This is a genomic window from Leclercia sp. 1548 (genome assembly GCF_050435045.1).
Classification (GTDB): domain Bacteria; phylum Pseudomonadota; class Gammaproteobacteria; order Enterobacterales; family Enterobacteriaceae; genus Enterobacter; species Enterobacter adecarboxylatus.
The window spans coordinates 1-15818 of sequence record NZ_JBNDJP010000010.1 but is presented as its reverse complement, the minus strand read 5'-3'; the positions used below and the strand labels follow the sequence as shown (position 1 = coordinate 15818).

Sequence of the window (15818 nt, the reverse complement as noted above, 5' to 3'; positions counted from 1 at the left end):
GGATCACAAACATCCCCCGCAAACAAGTATCGCAGAGATGCTTTGTGATCGCTTTCACGGAGCGGTAAAAGGGCACTTTAACGTAAATTGCACCAATATGGTGCTCAATGTTCACATTGAAGCACTATACTGGTGCAACAAAACCATCATGGTGCAGCCCTTTTGCACTATGGTGCGCATGATAACGCCTTTTTGGGGTGTTTTAAAAGTTGGCACAGATTTCGCTTTATAAAAAATACGGCAACCCGAGGCAACATTGCCTGCCTTATACAGAATTTGAAGACCTCGTTACCACGACGACAATGACCAATCTGGAGAGTTAAGTATGTCCGCTGAACACGTTTTGACGATGCTGAACGAACATGAAGTGAAGTTTGTTGATCTGCGCTTCACCGATACTAAAGGCAAAGAACAGCACGTCACTATTCCTGCTCATCAGGTGAATGCCGAATTCTTTGAAGAAGGCAAAATGTTTGACGGCTCCTCGATTGGTGGCTGGAAAGGTATTAACGAATCTGACATGGTTCTGATGCCTGACGCATCGACTGCGCTCATTGACCCGTTCTTCGAAGAATCTACCCTGATCATCCGTTGCGATATCCTCGAGCCAGGCACTCTGCAGGGCTACGACCGCGACCCACGCTCTATCGCTAAACGCGCTGAAGAGTACCTGCGCTCCACCGGCATCGCAGACACCGTTCTGTTCGGGCCAGAGCCAGAGTTCTTCCTGTTCGACGACATCCGTTTTGGTGCGACCACTTCCGGTTCTCACGTTGCTATCGATGATATCGAAGGCGCATGGAACTCCTCCACCAAATACGAAGGCGGCAACAAAGGTCACCGTCCTGCTGTTAAAGGCGGTTACTTCCCGGTTCCTCCGGTCGATTCTTCACAGGACATCCGTTCTACCATGTGTCTGATCATGGAAGAGATGGGCCTGGTTGTTGAAGCACACCACCATGAAGTTGCAACTGCTGGCCAGAACGAAATCGCCACCCGTTTCAACACCATGACCAAGAAAGCGGACGAAATTCAGATCTACAAATACGTTGTTCACAACGTTGCACACCGTTTCGGTAAAACCGCGACCTTCATGCCAAAACCAATGTTTGGTGACAACGGTTCCGGTATGCACTGCCACATGTCCCTGTCCAAGAACGGTACTAACCTGTTCTCTGGCGACAAATATGCCGGTCTGTCCGAGCAGGCACTGCACTATATCGGTGGCGTCATCAAACACGCTAAAGCGATCAACGCCCTGGCGAACCCAACCACCAACTCCTACAAGCGTCTGGTCCCAGGCTACGAAGCTCCGGTCATGCTGGCGTACTCTGCCCGTAACCGTTCTGCTTCTATCCGTATTCCGGTTGTTGCTTCTCCGAAAGCACGTCGTATCGAAGTGCGCTTCCCGGACCCAGCGGCTAACCCATACCTGTGCTTCGCAGCACTGCTGATGGCGGGTCTTGACGGTATTAAGAACAAGATCCATCCGGGCGAAGCCATGGACAAAAACCTGTACGACCTGCCGCCAGAAGAAGCGAAAGAGATCCCACAGGTTGCCGGTTCTCTGGAAGAAGCACTGAACGCGCTGGATGCAGACCGTGAGTTCCTGACGGCTGGCGGCGTGTTCACTGACGAAGCGATCGATGCTTACATCGCGCTGCGTATGGAAGAGAACGACCGTGTTCGCATGACGCCACACCCGGTTGAGTTCGAACTGTACTACAGCGTTTAATCTTCAATCCCTGTCGCGCGGATTTTTCCGCGCGAGATTGATAGTCGTTTTTTTGTTGCCGTGGAAACTTTTCAGCCCATCTTCGGATGGGCTTTTTTCTCCACCAACAAGCTGATCTTACGCGCTTTTTACCGCAAAAACGCTATACTGCACTAAAATGGTGCAACCAACTCCAGGAGACTGCTGAATGGCAACTGGCACGCTGCCCGATGCTGGGCAGATCCTCAATTCTCTTATCAACAGCATTTTACTGGTCGACGACGATCTGGCGGTGCATTACGCCAATCCTGCGGCCCAGCAGTTGCTTGCCCAAAGTTCACGCAAACTGTTTGGTGCGCCGCTACCCGAGCTGTTGAGTTATTTTTCCCTGAACATCGGCCTGATGCAGGAGAGCCTGCAGGCGGGACAAGGCTTTACCGATAACGAAGTCACACTGGTGATCGACGGGCGCTCGCATATTCTGTCCCTGACCGCGCAACGGCTGCCGGAAGGCCTGATCCTGCTGGAGATGGCGCCGATGGATAATCAGCGTCGCCTGAGCCAGGAGCAGCTGCAACATGCCCAGCAGATTGCGGCCCGGGACCTGGTGCGCGGCCTCGCCCATGAAATTAAAAATCCGCTCGGTGGCCTGCGCGGCGCGGCGCAACTCTTAACCAAAGCCCTGCCCGATCCGGCGCTGGCGGAATACACCAACGTCATCATTGAACAGGCCGATCGCCTGCGTAATCTGGTGGATCGCCTGTTAGGCCCGCAGCAACCCGGGATGCACGTCACCGAAAGCATTCACAAAGTGGCCGAGCGCGTCGTCAAACTGGTGTCGATGGAGTTGCCGGATAACGTCAGGCTGATTCGGGATTACGATCCCAGCCTGCCGGAACTGCCCCACGACCCCGACCAGATTGAACAGGTCTTGCTGAACATCGTGCGTAATGCTCTGCAGGCCTTAGGCCCGGAAGGCGGCCAGATTGTGCTGCGTACCCGTACGGCATTCCAGCTCACCCTGCATGGCACGCGCTACCGTCTGGCGGCCCGCATCGACGTGGAAGATAACGGCCCGGGCATCCCTTCCCATTTACAGGACACGCTGTTTTACCCGATGGTCAGCGGCCGTGAAGGCGGGACCGGGCTTGGCTTATCGATTGCCCGTAATTTGATAGATCAGCACTCCGGCAAAATTGAATTTACCAGTTGGCCGGGTCATACCGAGTTTTCGGTTTACCTGCCAATCAGGAAATAGAGGGTTAGGTTATGCAACGAGGGATAGTCTGGGTAGTTGATGACGATAGCTCCATCCGCTGGGTGCTTGAACGGGCGCTTACCGGAGCAGGATTAAGCTGCACCGCTTTTGAAAGTGGCGCCGATGTGCTTGATGCACTCACCACCAAAACCCCGGACGTGCTGTTGTCCGATATCCGTATGCCGGGGATGGATGGGCTGGCGCTGTTAAAACAGATCAAGCAGCGGCACCCGATGCTGCCGGTCATCATAATGACCGCGCACTCCGATCTGGATGCGGCCGTCAGCGCCTACCAGCAGGGTGCGTTCGATTACCTGCCAAAACCGTTCGATATTGATGAGGCGGTGGCGCTGGTTGAACGTGCCATCAGCCACTATCAGGAGCAGCAGCAGCCGCGTAATGCCCCGGTATTTGGCCCGACTACCGATATCATTGGCGAAGCGCCCGCGATGCAGGATGTATTTCGCATTATTGGCCGCCTGTCACGCTCCTCCATCAGCGTGCTGATTAACGGCGAATCAGGCACCGGGAAAGAACTGGTCGCGCATGCCCTGCATCGCCACAGCCCGCGAGCCAAAGCGCCGTTTATCGCCCTGAATATGGCCGCGATCCCCAAGGATTTGATTGAGTCCGAGCTGTTTGGTCACGAAAAAGGCGCCTTTACCGGCGCCAACACCATTCGTCAGGGCCGCTTTGAACAGGCCGACGGCGGGACGCTGTTTCTGGATGAGATTGGGGATATGCCGCTCGACGTCCAGACGCGACTGCTGCGCGTGCTGGCGGACGGTCAGTTTTACCGCGTGGGCGGCTATGCGCCGGTTAAGGTCGATGTACGTATCATTGCCGCCACCCACCAGAACCTTGAGCTGCGCGTCCAGGAGGGGAAATTCCGTGAGGACTTATTCCACCGCCTGAACGTTATTCGCGTCCACCTGCCGCCGCTGCGCGAGCGCCGGGAGGATATCCCGCGTCTGGCACGTCATTTCCTGCAGGATGCCGCCCGTGAGCTGGGGGTAGAAGCTAAACTGCTGCACCCGGAAACCGAAGCCGCGTTAACGCGTCTGGCCTGGCCGGGCAACGTGCGTCAGCTGGAAAATACCTGCCGCTGGTTAACGGTGATGGCCGCAGGCCAGGAGGTGTTGATCCAGGATTTGCCGCCTGAGCTTTTCGAAACCCACGTGCCGGAAAGCAGCACAGGTCAGAGCCTGCCCGACAGCTGGGCCACACTGCTGGCGCAATGGGCCGATCGCGCCCTGCGTTCCGGTCATCAAAATCTGCTCTCCGAGGCGCAACCCGAGATGGAACGCACGCTGCTTACCACTGCGCTGCGTCATACCCAGGGCCATAAGCAGGAGGCGGCACGCCTGCTTGGCTGGGGTCGCAATACCCTGACGCGGAAGTTAAAAGAGCTGGGAATGGAGTGATTTTTACCCGCTGTGTAAAGTGCATTAATTAAGCGCAAACTGCCGCTATTTTGCGCTTTACTGTTCCGATGAGTTAAGTATGATCTTGCCGGGAAAATGGGGGGAGCATCATGCTGGAATCAATCGTGACGGTGTTGTCTGGCGGCGTCGAAGCCAGCGCAGCAGTGGGGCATACGCCACAAGCGGCCATTGCGGCAGTGCTGTGTGCGGCGCTGGTTGGGCTGTTTAGCTAGAAAAGTCGGGTGGCGCGAACGCTTAACCGGCCTACGGTTCGATTCTGTAGGCCCGGTAGGCGTTAGCGCCACCGGGCAATACCGTTAAATGACGCGCGAGAACTGCTGTAAGCGCGCTTTCTGACGCAGATAGGCGTCAAAGCACATACAGATATTACGAATCAACAGACGCCCTTTCGGCGTGACCTCAATCGCACTCTCCGTGACATCCACCAGCCCATCTTTCGCCAACGGCGCCAGCAATTTCAGGTCTTCAGCGAAGTAATCATTAAATTGCAGATCCCACTGCGCTTCGACATCACTGAAGTCGAGGCGGAAATTACAGATCAGCGCTTTAATCACGTCCCGGCGAATACAGTCGTCGCGGGTTAAGGCGATGCCGCGCCACAGGGCGTTTCCGGTTGCATCTACCTGTTGATAATAGTGCTTCAGCTCTTTCTGGTTCTGCGCGTAGCAGTCGCCAATCATGCTGATGGCCGAAACGCCCATGCCCAGCAGATCCGTATCGCCCTGGGTGGTGTAACCCTGGAAATTACGATGCAGCACACCTTCGCGCTGGGCGATCGCCAGCTCATCGTCCGGGCGGGCAAAGTGATCCATGCCGATAAACTGGTAGCCGGTCTCGGTCAGAGAGGTGATGGTTTCCTGCAGGATATCCAGCTTTTGCTGGGCAGAAGGCAGGTCCGCATCTTTGATTTTGCGTTGCGCGGCAAACAGCGTCGGCAGATGCGCATAGTTAAAGACGCTCAGGCGATCCGGGTTAAGCTCCGCCACGCGCTTCAGCGTGTAGGCAAAGCTTTCTGGTGTCTGTTTTGGCAGACCATAAATCAGGTCGATATTGGTGGACGTAAAGCCAATCTCCCGCGCGTGATTTAACAGCGCGAAGATGAACGCTTCATCCTGCTCGCGGTTGACCAGGCGCTGGACCTCTTTATTGAAATCCTGCACGCCCATACTCAGGCGGTTAAAGCCTTCGCTACGCAGGTGATCGAGCACATCCAACTCGATTTCGCGCGGATCCACTTCGATGGAGATTTCCGCATCGGCATCGAAACGGAAGTTATTCCGCAGCAAATTCATCAGGCGGCTGATTTGCGCTTTATTCAGGTAGGTCGGCGTACCGCCACCCCAGTGGAGCTGGCTGACATGGCGTCCGGCAAACTGCGGCGCGCGATGGAGGATCTCCTGCTCAAGCGCGTCCAGATACTGATCTGCTTTGTGCTGCTGGCGGGTAACAATTTTATTGCAGCCGCAGAAATAGCAGAGCTTGTGGCAGAACGGGATATGAACATACAGAGAAAGCGGGCGATCGGGGTAACGCGCAACCGCCTGCTGAAAATGGCTATCACCGAAGGCGTCGGAAAATTCCAGCGCGGTTGGATACGAGGTATAACGCGGCCCGGAATAGTTATATTTTTGGATCAGGGCCAGATCCCAGTCGATGGTTGGTACAGACATGTTCACTCCTTCCGATGGTGCCGCGTTCGTTTACGGCGGCCCGTTCTGGCCCCTGTGCGGGCCATGAATCGGGTGCGCAGCCACTTTTGTCGCCGCGACAACCGCCGTAGTTTAACGAATAACCACACCAGATAACATATAACCGGAAGGGTTATAAGCAGGACGATAAAGCCTGCCGGGTGCAAATGTTAGTTTCCACCTTTCAGCAGGCGCATCATGTCTTCCTGCTTCTCTTCTTCTTCCTCTTCCTCTTCGTCGTCGTAAGAGAGACCAAGCTTCTGCATCAGTTCATCGATGCGATCCAGTTTGGCATCAACCCAGGATTGCTCTTCAGCATTCAGGGTTTCACCCTCTTCAAGACGTTCCAGCAGCGCATCCAGGCGCTCATCATTCTCCAGCAAATCCAGCTCAGCCTGCGGTGAAAGCATAGGTTTCTCGCTCTTGGGTTTGTGCTGCCTGGTGACCGGGGCATTGGTCACGCCTAATGGAACAGGTGTTTTACTGCCGATACGCGGGTCTTTCTGCTGCTTACTTTTCGCAGACGCGCCCGATTCACCGCTGCCGCTTGTGCGACTGCCCGCAGCATGGCCACGATGCTTTTTATCGCGTTTGCGATCGCGCGCTTCCTGATTCAGTTCTTCGCGCGTTTTACGGCGTGCTTTTGCTGGACGTTTAGCGCCTGCAGCGGAGGTCGGTTTTTTCATGTTGTTTTGTCTTTACGTCGTTTTATTCAGTATAGAATTGCGGCGAAATCTAGCAGAAAGCAAGCAAAGAAAAAAGGCGACAGAGCAATCTGTCGCCTTTTTTCCTGACTCATAACGCGTTATGGGTCTGACAATCCCTGTTTGCTGACAACTCACCCTGTTTTTCCGTGAGCAGCTACCGTCCGTGACAGGTCCTTTTCCTTTTTCAAACGCCTCCAGGCGTACGTCTTCCTGACTGTCCTTTGTCTTCGCCTCCTGGCGCTCCTGACCCTCATCCTTAAGTCCGCTTCCTGTTGGCATCCTCGCCGTTGAGCGCTACTTTACGCGGTCCGGTTAAACCTACAACCCACAAAGGCGATTTACGCGCGCTTTTCAGATTAGGACTAAGCGTTAATAGTTTGATTTTAATGATTATGATTTTTAAAGGCTCTGCGATTTTTCTTAAATCTCCCATAATTTAAAGGGCAGATCTCTTACAAAGCTCATGGTTTTTACTTACAGCCAGACTGCCGATGGGAAAAGCCTTTTCTCTCTGTTCAGGTATAATCCCCCCAACGTTACGAATTTCTGGAGACAACCACGTGACCAACCTGAATTATCACCAGACGCATTTTGTTCTTAGTGCGCCTGATATTCGCCATTTACCCGCCGATGCGGGTCTTGAAGTGGCATTTGCTGGCCGGTCCAACGCGGGGAAATCCAGCGCTCTGAATACCCTGACCAATCAGAAAAGCCTCGCCCGTATCTCTAAAACGCCTGGCCGTACCCAGCTGATTAACCTGTTTGAAGTTGCGCCGGGCAAACGCCTGGTCGACTTACCGGGCTATGGCTACGCCGAAGTCCCGGAAGAGATGAAAATCAAATGGCAGCGCGCCCTGGGTGAATACCTGGAAAAACGCCTGTGCCTGAAAGGTCTGGTCGTGCTGATGGATATTCGTCATCCGCTCAAAGATCTTGATCAGCAGATGATCCACTGGGCCGTCGAAAGCGGGATCGAGGTGCTGGTGCTGTTGACCAAAGCCGACAAGCTGGCAAGCGGCGCGCGTAAAGCGCAGGTGAATATGGTGCGTGAAGCGGTTCTGGCGTTTAACGGCGACATCCAGGTTGAGGCTTTTTCTTCACTGAAGAAACTTGGCGTGGATAAACTGCGTGAAAAACTGGATCGCTGGTACAGTGAGTTGGAACCCGCGACAGAAGCGGAAGAGTGATAATAAGCGCGGCGATGTCCGCGCTTTTTTTATGCGCTGAAACTTTTCTTTGCCGCAATAAAAAACGCCCCAGTCATTACTGACTGGGGCGGCTAAAATATTCAGCCAAATCCGATTACGTGAAGTAAAAGGTCTGAAAGATAGAACATCTTACCTCTGTACCCTACGCGAATAACTCTACCCTTTTTTAGACTATAGACAAAGCACTTTTTGTAGTTTTTTTTCATTCTTTACATAGGTAATTCTAATGATCATCACAAAACGTTCATGGATATGTTGCTTACTTACAAAAAGTATTCATATTCCAGAAAGAGTTAGTGAGCCTGATCCCAGTTTTCTCCGCTACCCACTTCCACCAGCAACGGCACATCCAGTTTCATGCTGTTTTCCATCAGTTCATGGATCTTTTTCGAGACGGACTCCAGATCGTCTTTGTGCACTTCGAACACCAGTTCATCGTGTACCTGCATGATCATACGAACCCGCGGCTGGTCTTTCTCCAGCCAGGCATCAACGGCGATCATCGCACGTTTAATGATATCTGCTGCTGTCCCCTGCATCGGGGCGTTGATCGCGGCACGCTCGGCACCGGCACGGCGCGCTGCATTGCTTGAGTTGATATCCGGCAGATAGAGACGACGTCCGTCCAGCGTTTCGACATAGCCTTTTTCTTTCGCCTTGGCACGGGTGCTCTCCATATATTGCAGCACACCCGGATAGCGCTCGAAATAGAGATCCATGTACTTCTGCGACTCTTTACGTGGAATATTGAGCTGACGGGAGAGGCCAAAGGCGCTCATACCGTAGATCAGACCAAAGTTGATCGCTTTTGCGCTGCGGCGCTGTTCCCCGGTTACACTCTCCAGTGACATCCCAAAGACTTCGGCCGCCGTCGCCCGGTGGATATCCTGCCCTTCAGCAAAGGCGGTCAACAGGCCTTTATCCCGGGACAGGTGCGCCATAATACGCAGCTCAATCTGCGAATAGTCAGCGGAGACAATCACGTAGTCCTGCGGCGCAATAAACGCCTGACGGATACGACGCCCCTCTTCATTACGCACCGGAATGTTTTGCAGGTTCGGATCGGTCGAGGACAGACGCCCGGTGGCTGCCACCGCCTGATGATAAGAGGTATGCACGCGACCCGTTTTCGGGTTGATCATCAACGGCAGCTTATCGGTATAGGTCGATTTCAGCTTTGCCAGCCCACGGTATTGCAGGATCACTTTCGGCAGCGGATAGTCCAGCGCCAGCTCTTCCAGCACCTCTTCAGAGGTTGACGGTGCACCACCAGGCGTTTTCTTCAGCGGCTTAATGCCCTGCTTTTCAAACAGGATGGTCTGCAGCTGTTTGGTGGACGAGAGGTTAAACGGCTCGCCGGCGATCTCATGCGCTTTTTGCTCAAGCTCGTTCAGGCGCAAAGTGATCTCTTCTGAGTGCTTATGCAGTACTGCCGGATCGATCTTAACGCCGTTGCGCTCAATGCGGGACAGAACCGGCACCAGCGGCATCTCGATATTCTGGAACACGTTCAGCGGCCCGGCGTGTTTTTGCAGCTTTGGCCACATCTTTAAATGCAGTTGCAGCGTGACGTCAGCATCTTCTGCCGCATAGTGTCCCGCCTCTTCCAGAGCAATCTGGTTAAACGTCAGCTGATTTTTGCCCTTTCCCGCGATCTCTTCGAAGGTGACGGTTTTGTGCTTCAGCCAGCGATCGGAGAGTGAATCCATATCGTGACGACCGGCAACGCTGTCGAGGATATAGGATTCCAGCATGGTATCGAACGCGATACCCCGCAGTTCAATGCCGTAGTTTTGCAGGATACCGCGGTCAAACTTCAGGTTTTGCCCCACCTTGAGTGCTTTTTCGTCTTCAAGGATCGGCTTGAGCAGTTCGAGCACCCGCTCACGGCTGATCTGTTCAGGCGCATCCAGGTAGTCGTGGGCGACCGGCACATAGGCGGCAACGCCAGGCTCAGTGGCAAAGGAGAGGCCGACCATATTGGCCGAGACATTATCGAGGCTGTCGGTTTCGGTATCAAAAGCGAACACCGGTACCTGCTTTAATTTTTCAATCCAGACCTGCAGCTGGGCTTCATCAAGAATGGTTTCGTAATGTTCAGAAGAGAGGACCGTGGCTTCTTCTTCCGGCTCTACTTCAGCATCAATCACCAGCGTCTGTTTTGGCTTAGCCGCCGGTTTTGCCCCTTTCGCCTGCAGCCATTTTCCTGCGTCGAGATCGGTTATCCAGCGTTTGAATTCATACTGTTTAAACAGGCTCAACAGCTCCTCTACGGCAGGTTGCTGCACTTCCAGTTGTTCGCAGGTCAGATCCAGTTCAACGTCGGTTTTAATGGTCGCCAGCTGATAGGAGAGGTACGCGACCTCTTTGTTTTGCTCAAGCTTAGCGGCCATGGTTTTGGCGCCGCGGAAGGTTAACCCAGCAATTTTATCCTGCTCGCTGTACAGCGTATCCAGCCCACCCAGACCTTGCAGCAGCGCCTGGGCCGTCTTCTCGCCCACACCCGGCACGCCCGGAATGTTATCGGAGGAGTCGCCCATCAGCGCGAGGAAGTCGATGATCAGCTCCGGCGGCACGCCATATTTGGTCACCACCTCTTCAGGGCCAAGGATGGTATTGGTCATGGTGTTAATCAGGGTGATCCCTGGCGTGACCAGCTGCGCCATGTCTTTATCGCCGGTACTGATCAATACCGGGCGGCCCATTTTCTCGGCTTCTCGTGCCAGCGTACCGATTACATCGTCTGCTTCCACGCCAGAGACGGCCATTAAAGGCAGACCCATCGCTTTTACCATCTTATGCAGAGGCTCAATCTGCGCGCGCAGATCGTCCGGCATTGGCGGGCGATGGGATTTATAGTGTTCAAACAGCTCATCCCGGAAAGTTTTGCCTTTCGCATCGAATACGACGGCGGCATGGCTCGGCTGATACTGCAAAATCAAACTACGCAGCATGTTCAGCACGCCATACATTGCGCCAGTAGGCTCTCCGGCGCTATTAGTCAGCGGAGGAAACGCATGATACGCCCGATAAAGATAAGACGAACCGTCGACGAGAATAAGCGGATTTTCGGGGATCTGAACCATAATGTCCGTGCCTTTAAGTAATTTATGGTTAAAGGATGCCACAGAAGGATGAAAACATCAGTTTTTCGCGGTCAATACAGCCAAAGATTTTGCGATCCTGAGGATCGGTCGCAAATTAAATCTGTGGATAAGTTTGTGAATAGTTTCTGCGACCTGGACTAAATGTGCTATCTGTTGATCGCTATGCTAATAATTAATCTTAATAATCAATATATTATTGTTTGATCGCGATCTCATATCTCTGATTGATGACAATTTACTCCATGTGGATATAAGCCACGCCGGATCTGTGCCATAGAATTTTTCTCCGCTGACAGGTAAAACGCTGTTCATACCAGGTTAAAGCCCCATCCTTTTAGCGTTTTCTGGTAAAATCAGCGCCCGGTGTCTGTTTATCAGGCGCATATTATATCTAACCACCTGAAAACACTCATCATGTCTAGACTGCTGGCTGCGATCACGCTTCTGATAAGTATCGCATTAACTATTCTGGTCACCATCGCCTGTTCTGTGCCGATTATCATCGCCGGAATAATTAAACTGCTACTACCGATCCCCGTCGTCTGGCGTGCCGTATCAGGTTTTTGTAATTTCATGATGTACTGCTGGTGTGAAGGCCTGGCAGTACTTTTGCGTCTTAATCCGCATCTGAAATGGGATGTTCAGGGTCTGGAAGGGCTTAACAAGAAAAACTGGTATTTGCTCATCTGTAACCACCATAGCTGGGCCGATATAGTGGTGCTATGCGTGCTGTTCCGCAAACATATCCCCATGAACAAATACTTTCTTAAGCAGCAGCTCGCCTGGGTGCCTTTTATTGGCCTGGCCTGCTGGGCGCTGGATATGCCCTTTATGAAACGCTATTCGCGTAGCTATCTGATTCGTCATCCTGAGCGCCGCGGAAAAGATGTTGAAACCACTCGCCGATCCTGTGAGAAGTTTCGCTCACACCCCACCACAATCGTTAATTTCGTCGAAGGCTCTCGCTTTACCGAAGAGAAGCAGCAGCAAACGCGCTCGCCGTATGCCAACCTGCTGCCACCAAAAGCGGCCGGGATCGCCATGGCGCTTAACGTGCTAGGCAAACAGTTCGACAAATTACTGAACGTCACGCTCTGTTATCCAGAAAACGATAAGACGCCATTTCAGGATATGCTCAGCGGCAAGTTAACCCGGATCGTGGTGCGTATTAATCTGGTGCCTGTGGTGGAGGAATTACACGGGGACTACGTCAGCGATAAGAACTTTAAGCGACGTTTTCAGCTCTGGCTGAATACGTTGTGGAGTGAGAAAGACGCGCTCATAAACACAATTAAAGCGGAATACAAAAACGCCGGTCATTGACCGGCGTTTTCTTTATTACTTCTTCTCAACCAGATACTTAACGGTATCAGCATATTGCTGGACGAAGATGTCCATGCTGCTGGTATCCATACCCTGCATATTCAGCTGATATTTGCCGTTAACATACATGGCTGGCACGCCGCGCAACTGCAGGTCAGCAGCAGCTTTTTCCTGCTGAGCTACCAGAGATTTCACAACGAAGCTATTCCAGGCTGCATCGTATTCTTCTCCTTTAATACCGGCATCAACAAAGACTTTGCGGATATCAGCTGTGGTTTGTACGGCCTGTGTTTTCTGAACTGCTTCAAACATTGGCGCAGTAATTTTGTCTTCCACACCCAGCGCCATCGCAACGGCCCATGCCTGAGTCAGGTCTTTGCCCAACGGGCCAAGAAACTCAACATGATACTTGGTCATTTTGGTGCCTTCTGGCAGCTTCTTCTTCACGTTATCGGAAACGTGCAGAACCTGCTCGAACTCATAGCAGTGCGGGCAGTAGAAGGAGAAGAACTCAAGGACCTGAGGCTCCCCGGCAACCGGTTTGTCGAGGGTAATATACTGCTTGCCATCGCTGAACTGTGCAGCCGATGCGCTAAAAGCCAGAATCATACCTGCCAGCGCCAGCCATATTTTTTTCATGATCAAATTTCTCCTGGGTGTGTTCGATTAATACATTGGCGTTAATTGCAAAGGGGGTTCCTGCAGAACCTTTACCTGTTCAGTAAATGTCGATATCTGGTTACGCCAGTAATCTTCCCCGGTAAGCCACGGGAAGTTTCTGGGGAAAGCGGGGTCATCCCAACGCCTGATTAACCAGGAAAGATAATAGACAAAACGCATGGCACGTAAAGGTTCAATTAATGCAATTTCGTCTGAATCAAAGGACGAGAACTCTTCATAGGCTTCAATAATCGTCTCAAACTGCATTCGCTGCTCAGCTTTATCGCCATTCAGTAGCATCCAGAGATCCTGAATAGCAGGTCCCATTCGCGCATCATCAAGATCGACAAATAACGGCCCATCACGCCAGAGGATATTTCCGGCATGGCAATCGCCGTGCAGACGCAGCGTGGTGACGTTGTTATCCCAGCGCGAAATGACGGCGTTAATTAAGCCATCCGTTGCGGCAAGGAATTGCGCTTTCAGCCCTGAAGGAATGAGCGTGGATGTTTCAAATACCTGACGCGGTTCAAGCAAGTATTCCTGAATGCCGATAGTCGGGCGCGCGGTAAACACGCTTTTCTGTCCTGTCTGATGAATGCGCCCTAAATAACGGGCAACCCACTCCATCTGATCAATGTTGTCGGCTTCAAATTGCCTGCCACCAAGACTTGGAAACACAGCAAAATAAAAGCCCTGGTGCGACAGCAGCGTCTGATTATTGAATTTAAGGGGGGCGGCGACAGGAACATCATCGGCCATCAGGTCGAGTGCAAACTGATGCTCTTCCTGAATTTGTTCAGCTGACCAGCGCTGCGGGCGATAAAATTTCACCACAAAGCGCTGGCGATCCTCATCCTGAAACTGGTAGACGCGGTTCTCATAGCTGTTTAAGGGTGTCAGGCCTGAGTCTACCCGGATGCCCTGTTCAAACAGCGCATCCATAATGGTATCCGGGTGTAAGGTCTGGAAAGTAAAAGCCTGGTCGTTCATCCGATCATCCGGAAATTATACGAATGATTGAGGATATCATTTAACAGCGTTTACGGTGGCGCCTCTTACAAGCTTTTACTCTTTAATTACGCCACGTGCGCGCAGCAAGGCGGTTTTAAAATCTTCTTCATAATCTTTCTGGATGCCCGGGATCACCGCATCTTTGCCGGAATCACGCATTTTCAGGTGATAGATCAGGATGTCATCAGAAAGGTCAGCCAGCTCACCGTCATAACCTGACTCCTGCGCCAGTTTCTGTAAGAATTGCATCAGGTTAAGTTCTGGCTCTTTCTGCCAGGCTGGCTGGAGGAGTTCGATAACTTCGTTCAGACGTTTACATTTCATGGGAATACTCCTTTCATTAAGAGAGACACGTTAGCAGGGTCAATCCCACAATAAAAGAGGCGATATTAGTGAATCAGTGCCGGGAGATTATTGGGGTTGTTCTGGCGGGTGGCAGAGCGACGCGTATGGGTGGCAAAGATAAGGGGCTTCAACAACTGAACAATAGACCCCTATGGCGTCATGTCGCTGACAGGCTTGCCGGCCAGGTATCTGCACTCGCCATCAGCGCGAATCGTCATATCGATATTTATCAGCAAAGTGGATATCCCGTTTATCAGGATAACCTTGCTGATTATCCTGGCCCGTTGGCCGGTATGCTCTCCGTGATGCAGCAATCCCCGGCAGAGTGGTTTCTCTTTTGTTCGTGTGATACACCTTTTATCCCCTCTTGCCTGGTTGAACGTTTGGTGCAGCAGCGCGGTGATGCCCCTGTAATCTGGGCGCATGACGGCGAGCGCGATCACCCTACTATCGCGTTAATTAACCGATCGTTAGTACCTGATTTACAGGACTACCTGGCCGCAGGAGAGCGGCGAGTAATGTTGTTTATGCGCCAGTCTGGCGGTCATCCGGTTGATTTTAGCGATCTGAAATCTTCTTTCGTGAACGTGAATACCACTGAAGATTTGCAGACCATGCAGGAGAAGAGATGATACCCGTTTTAGCGATTTCCGCCTGGAGCGGTACCGGGAAGACCACTCTGCTGAAGAGACTGATACCTGCGCTTTGCGCCAAAGGTATTCGTCCCGGATTGATTAAGCACACTCATCATAATATGGATGTCGATAAGCCGGGCAAAGACAGTTATGAGCTGCGTAAAGCGGGTGCGGCACAAACGATGGTGGCGAGCAATCAGCGTTGGGCGCTGATGACCGAAACCCCGGATGAAACGCCATTGGATCTTGCTTATCTGGTCAGTCGAATGGATCACTCAACGCTGGATCTGGTGCTGGTTGAGGGGTTTAAGCATGAGGCTGTTGCAAAGATCCTGTTGTTTCGAAGCGATGCAGGACATGATGTTTGCGAGTTAACGCTGGATGAGCATGTGATTGCGGTAGCCAGTGATGTTGCATTGCCGCTGCAGGTACCAGTGCTGGATTTGAATGATGTGGATGGGATTTCGGAGTTTATTATGAGGTGGAGCACGGCCTGATCTATTGGGATTTCGGCTTCGCCTTACCCGGCTTTAAGGTTTTACAGGCGGGGCAGACGCGGTGGCGTCCGGCTGTCCGGCGCCGCAACGCAAAAAGCCCATCCGTGAGGATGGGCTTTTTACCTGATTTGATGCCTGGCAGTTCCCTACTCTCGCATGGGGAGACCCCACACTACCATCGGCGCTACGGCGTTTCACTTCTGAGTTCGGCATGGGG

At 52.5% G+C, this 15818-nt stretch carries 14 protein-coding genes and 1 rRNA gene; 8 read left to right on the top strand and 7 right to left on the bottom strand.

Annotation, left to right across the window (positions count from 1 at the left end):
* The first annotated feature begins 325 nt into the window (after positions 1-325).
* The 4 genes from glnA to ABIE02_RS21005 all read left to right on the top strand — a co-directional run bounded on the left by glnA (position 326) and on the right by ABIE02_RS21005 (position 4629).
* Complete coding sequence (glnA, locus tag ABIE02_RS21020) at positions 326-1735, top strand: glutamate--ammonia ligase (RefSeq protein WP_032615419.1); 1410 nt, start codon at positions 326-328, stop codon at positions 1733-1735.
* A gap of 187 nt (positions 1736-1922) precedes the next feature.
* Complete coding sequence (gene glnL / locus ABIE02_RS21015; RefSeq protein WP_032615421.1) at positions 1923-2972, top strand: nitrogen regulation protein NR(II); 1050 nt, start codon at positions 1923-1925, stop codon at positions 2970-2972.
* An 11-nt stretch (positions 2973-2983) separates the two neighbouring features.
* Complete coding sequence (glnG, locus tag ABIE02_RS21010) at positions 2984-4396, top strand: nitrogen regulation protein NR(I) (protein ID WP_032615423.1); 1413 nt, start codon at positions 2984-2986, stop codon at positions 4394-4396.
* A 110-nt stretch (positions 4397-4506) separates the two neighbouring features.
* A complete protein-coding gene (locus ABIE02_RS21005) occupies positions 4507-4629 on the top strand; it encodes a YshB family small membrane protein (protein WP_141242341.1) in 123 nt (40 codons plus the stop codon).
* 84 nt (positions 4630-4713) lie between these two features.
* Here ABIE02_RS21005 and hemN read toward each other — a convergent pair whose 3' ends face one another.
* Both hemN and yihI read right to left on the bottom strand, forming a co-directional pair.
* Positions 4714-6087 (bottom strand): oxygen-independent coproporphyrinogen III oxidase, encoded by a 1374-nt coding sequence (gene hemN / locus ABIE02_RS21000; protein WP_032615427.1) that lies wholly within the window; start codon positions 6085-6087, stop codon positions 4714-4716.
* Between the two features lie 188 nt (positions 6088-6275).
* On the bottom strand, positions 6276-6791 hold the full coding sequence (gene yihI / locus ABIE02_RS20995) for a Der GTPase-activating protein YihI (protein WP_032615429.1): 516 nt from the start codon (positions 6789-6791) through the stop codon (positions 6276-6278).
* A gap of 581 nt (positions 6792-7372) precedes the next feature.
* Between yihI and yihA the strand changes: the two genes are divergently transcribed.
* The gene (gene yihA / locus ABIE02_RS20990) at positions 7373-7999 is read left to right on the top strand and encodes a ribosome biogenesis GTP-binding protein YihA/YsxC (RefSeq protein WP_032615431.1); all 627 of its coding nucleotides are present in this window, start codon (positions 7373-7375) and stop codon (positions 7997-7999) included.
* A 314-nt stretch (positions 8000-8313) separates the two neighbouring features.
* Here the strand turns inward: yihA and polA are convergent, their stop codons facing one another.
* Entirely contained in the window at positions 8314-11106 is a 2793-nt protein-coding gene (gene polA, locus ABIE02_RS20985; protein WP_165718480.1) for a DNA polymerase I, read from the bottom strand.
* A gap of 435 nt (positions 11107-11541) precedes the next feature.
* Here polA and ABIE02_RS20980 point away from each other — a divergent pair, with 435 nt between their 5' ends.
* Positions 11542-12450 (top strand): acyltransferase, encoded by a 909-nt coding sequence (locus ABIE02_RS20980; RefSeq protein WP_336995122.1) that lies wholly within the window; start codon positions 11542-11544, stop codon positions 12448-12450.
* 15 nt (positions 12451-12465) lie between these two features.
* Here the strand turns inward: ABIE02_RS20980 and dsbA are convergent, their stop codons facing one another.
* The 3 genes from dsbA to ABIE02_RS20965 form a co-directional block, all read right to left on the bottom strand.
* Entirely contained in the window at positions 12466-13089 is a 624-nt protein-coding gene (gene dsbA / locus ABIE02_RS20975; RefSeq protein WP_032615438.1) for a thiol:disulfide interchange protein DsbA, read from the bottom strand.
* 27 nt (positions 13090-13116) lie between these two features.
* On the bottom strand, positions 13117-14103 hold the full coding sequence (locus ABIE02_RS20970) for a serine/threonine protein kinase (protein ID WP_336995121.1): 987 nt from the start codon (positions 14101-14103) through the stop codon (positions 13117-13119).
* Between the two features lie 75 nt (positions 14104-14178).
* Entirely contained in the window at positions 14179-14448 is a 270-nt protein-coding gene (locus ABIE02_RS20965; protein WP_032615442.1) for a YihD family protein, read from the bottom strand.
* A gap of 68 nt (positions 14449-14516) precedes the next feature.
* Between ABIE02_RS20965 and mobA the strand changes: the two genes are divergently transcribed.
* Together mobA and mobB are read left to right on the top strand one after the other, a co-directional pair.
* Entirely contained in the window at positions 14517-15101 is a 585-nt protein-coding gene (mobA, locus tag ABIE02_RS20960) for a molybdenum cofactor guanylyltransferase MobA (protein ID WP_230431085.1), read from the top strand.
* Positions 15098-15601 (top strand): molybdopterin-guanine dinucleotide biosynthesis protein MobB, encoded by a 504-nt coding sequence (mobB, locus tag ABIE02_RS20955; RefSeq protein ID WP_117386821.1) that lies wholly within the window; start codon positions 15098-15100, stop codon positions 15599-15601. Before mobA ends, mobB begins: the two co-directional genes overlap by 4 nt.
* 133 nt (positions 15602-15734) lie before the next feature.
* Here the strand turns inward: mobB and rrf are convergent.
* Positions 15735-15818 (bottom strand): 5S ribosomal RNA (rrf, locus tag ABIE02_RS20950); the annotation flags it as partial.

Excerpts from the sequence above, each read along its gene's own strand:
- glnA (WP_032615419.1), top strand. The coding sequence starts at position 326 with ATGTCCGCTGAACACGTTTTGACGATGCTGAACGAACATGAAGTGAAG.
- glnL (WP_032615421.1), top strand. The coding sequence starts at position 1,923 with ATGGCAACTGGCACGCTGCCCGATGCTGGGCAGATCCTCAATTCTCTT.
- glnG (WP_032615423.1), top strand. The coding sequence starts at position 2,984 with ATGCAACGAGGGATAGTCTGGGTAGTTGATGACGATAGCTCCATCCGC.
- ABIE02_RS21005 (WP_141242341.1), top strand. The coding sequence starts at position 4,507 with ATGCTGGAATCAATCGTGACGGTGTTGTCTGGCGGCGTCGAAGCCAGC.
- hemN (WP_032615427.1), bottom strand. The coding sequence starts at position 6,087 with ATGTCTGTACCAACCATCGACTGGGATCTGGCCCTGATCCAAAAATAT.
- yihI (WP_032615429.1), bottom strand. The coding sequence starts at position 6,791 with ATGAAAAAACCGACCTCCGCTGCAGGCGCTAAACGTCCAGCAAAAGCA.
- polA (WP_165718480.1), bottom strand. The coding sequence starts at position 11,106 with ATGGTTCAGATCCCCGAAAATCCGCTTATTCTCGTCGACGGTTCGTCT.
- ABIE02_RS20980 (WP_336995122.1), top strand. The coding sequence starts at position 11,542 with ATGTCTAGACTGCTGGCTGCGATCACGCTTCTGATAAGTATCGCATTA.
- dsbA (WP_032615438.1), bottom strand. The coding sequence starts at position 13,089 with ATGAAAAAAATATGGCTGGCGCTGGCAGGTATGATTCTGGCTTTTAGC.
- ABIE02_RS20970 (WP_336995121.1), bottom strand. The coding sequence starts at position 14,103 with ATGAACGACCAGGCTTTTACTTTCCAGACCTTACACCCGGATACCATT.
- ABIE02_RS20965 (WP_032615442.1), bottom strand. The coding sequence starts at position 14,448 with ATGAAATGTAAACGTCTGAACGAAGTTATCGAACTCCTCCAGCCAGCC.
- mobB (WP_117386821.1), top strand. The coding sequence starts at position 15,098 with ATGATACCCGTTTTAGCGATTTCCGCCTGGAGCGGTACCGGGAAGACC.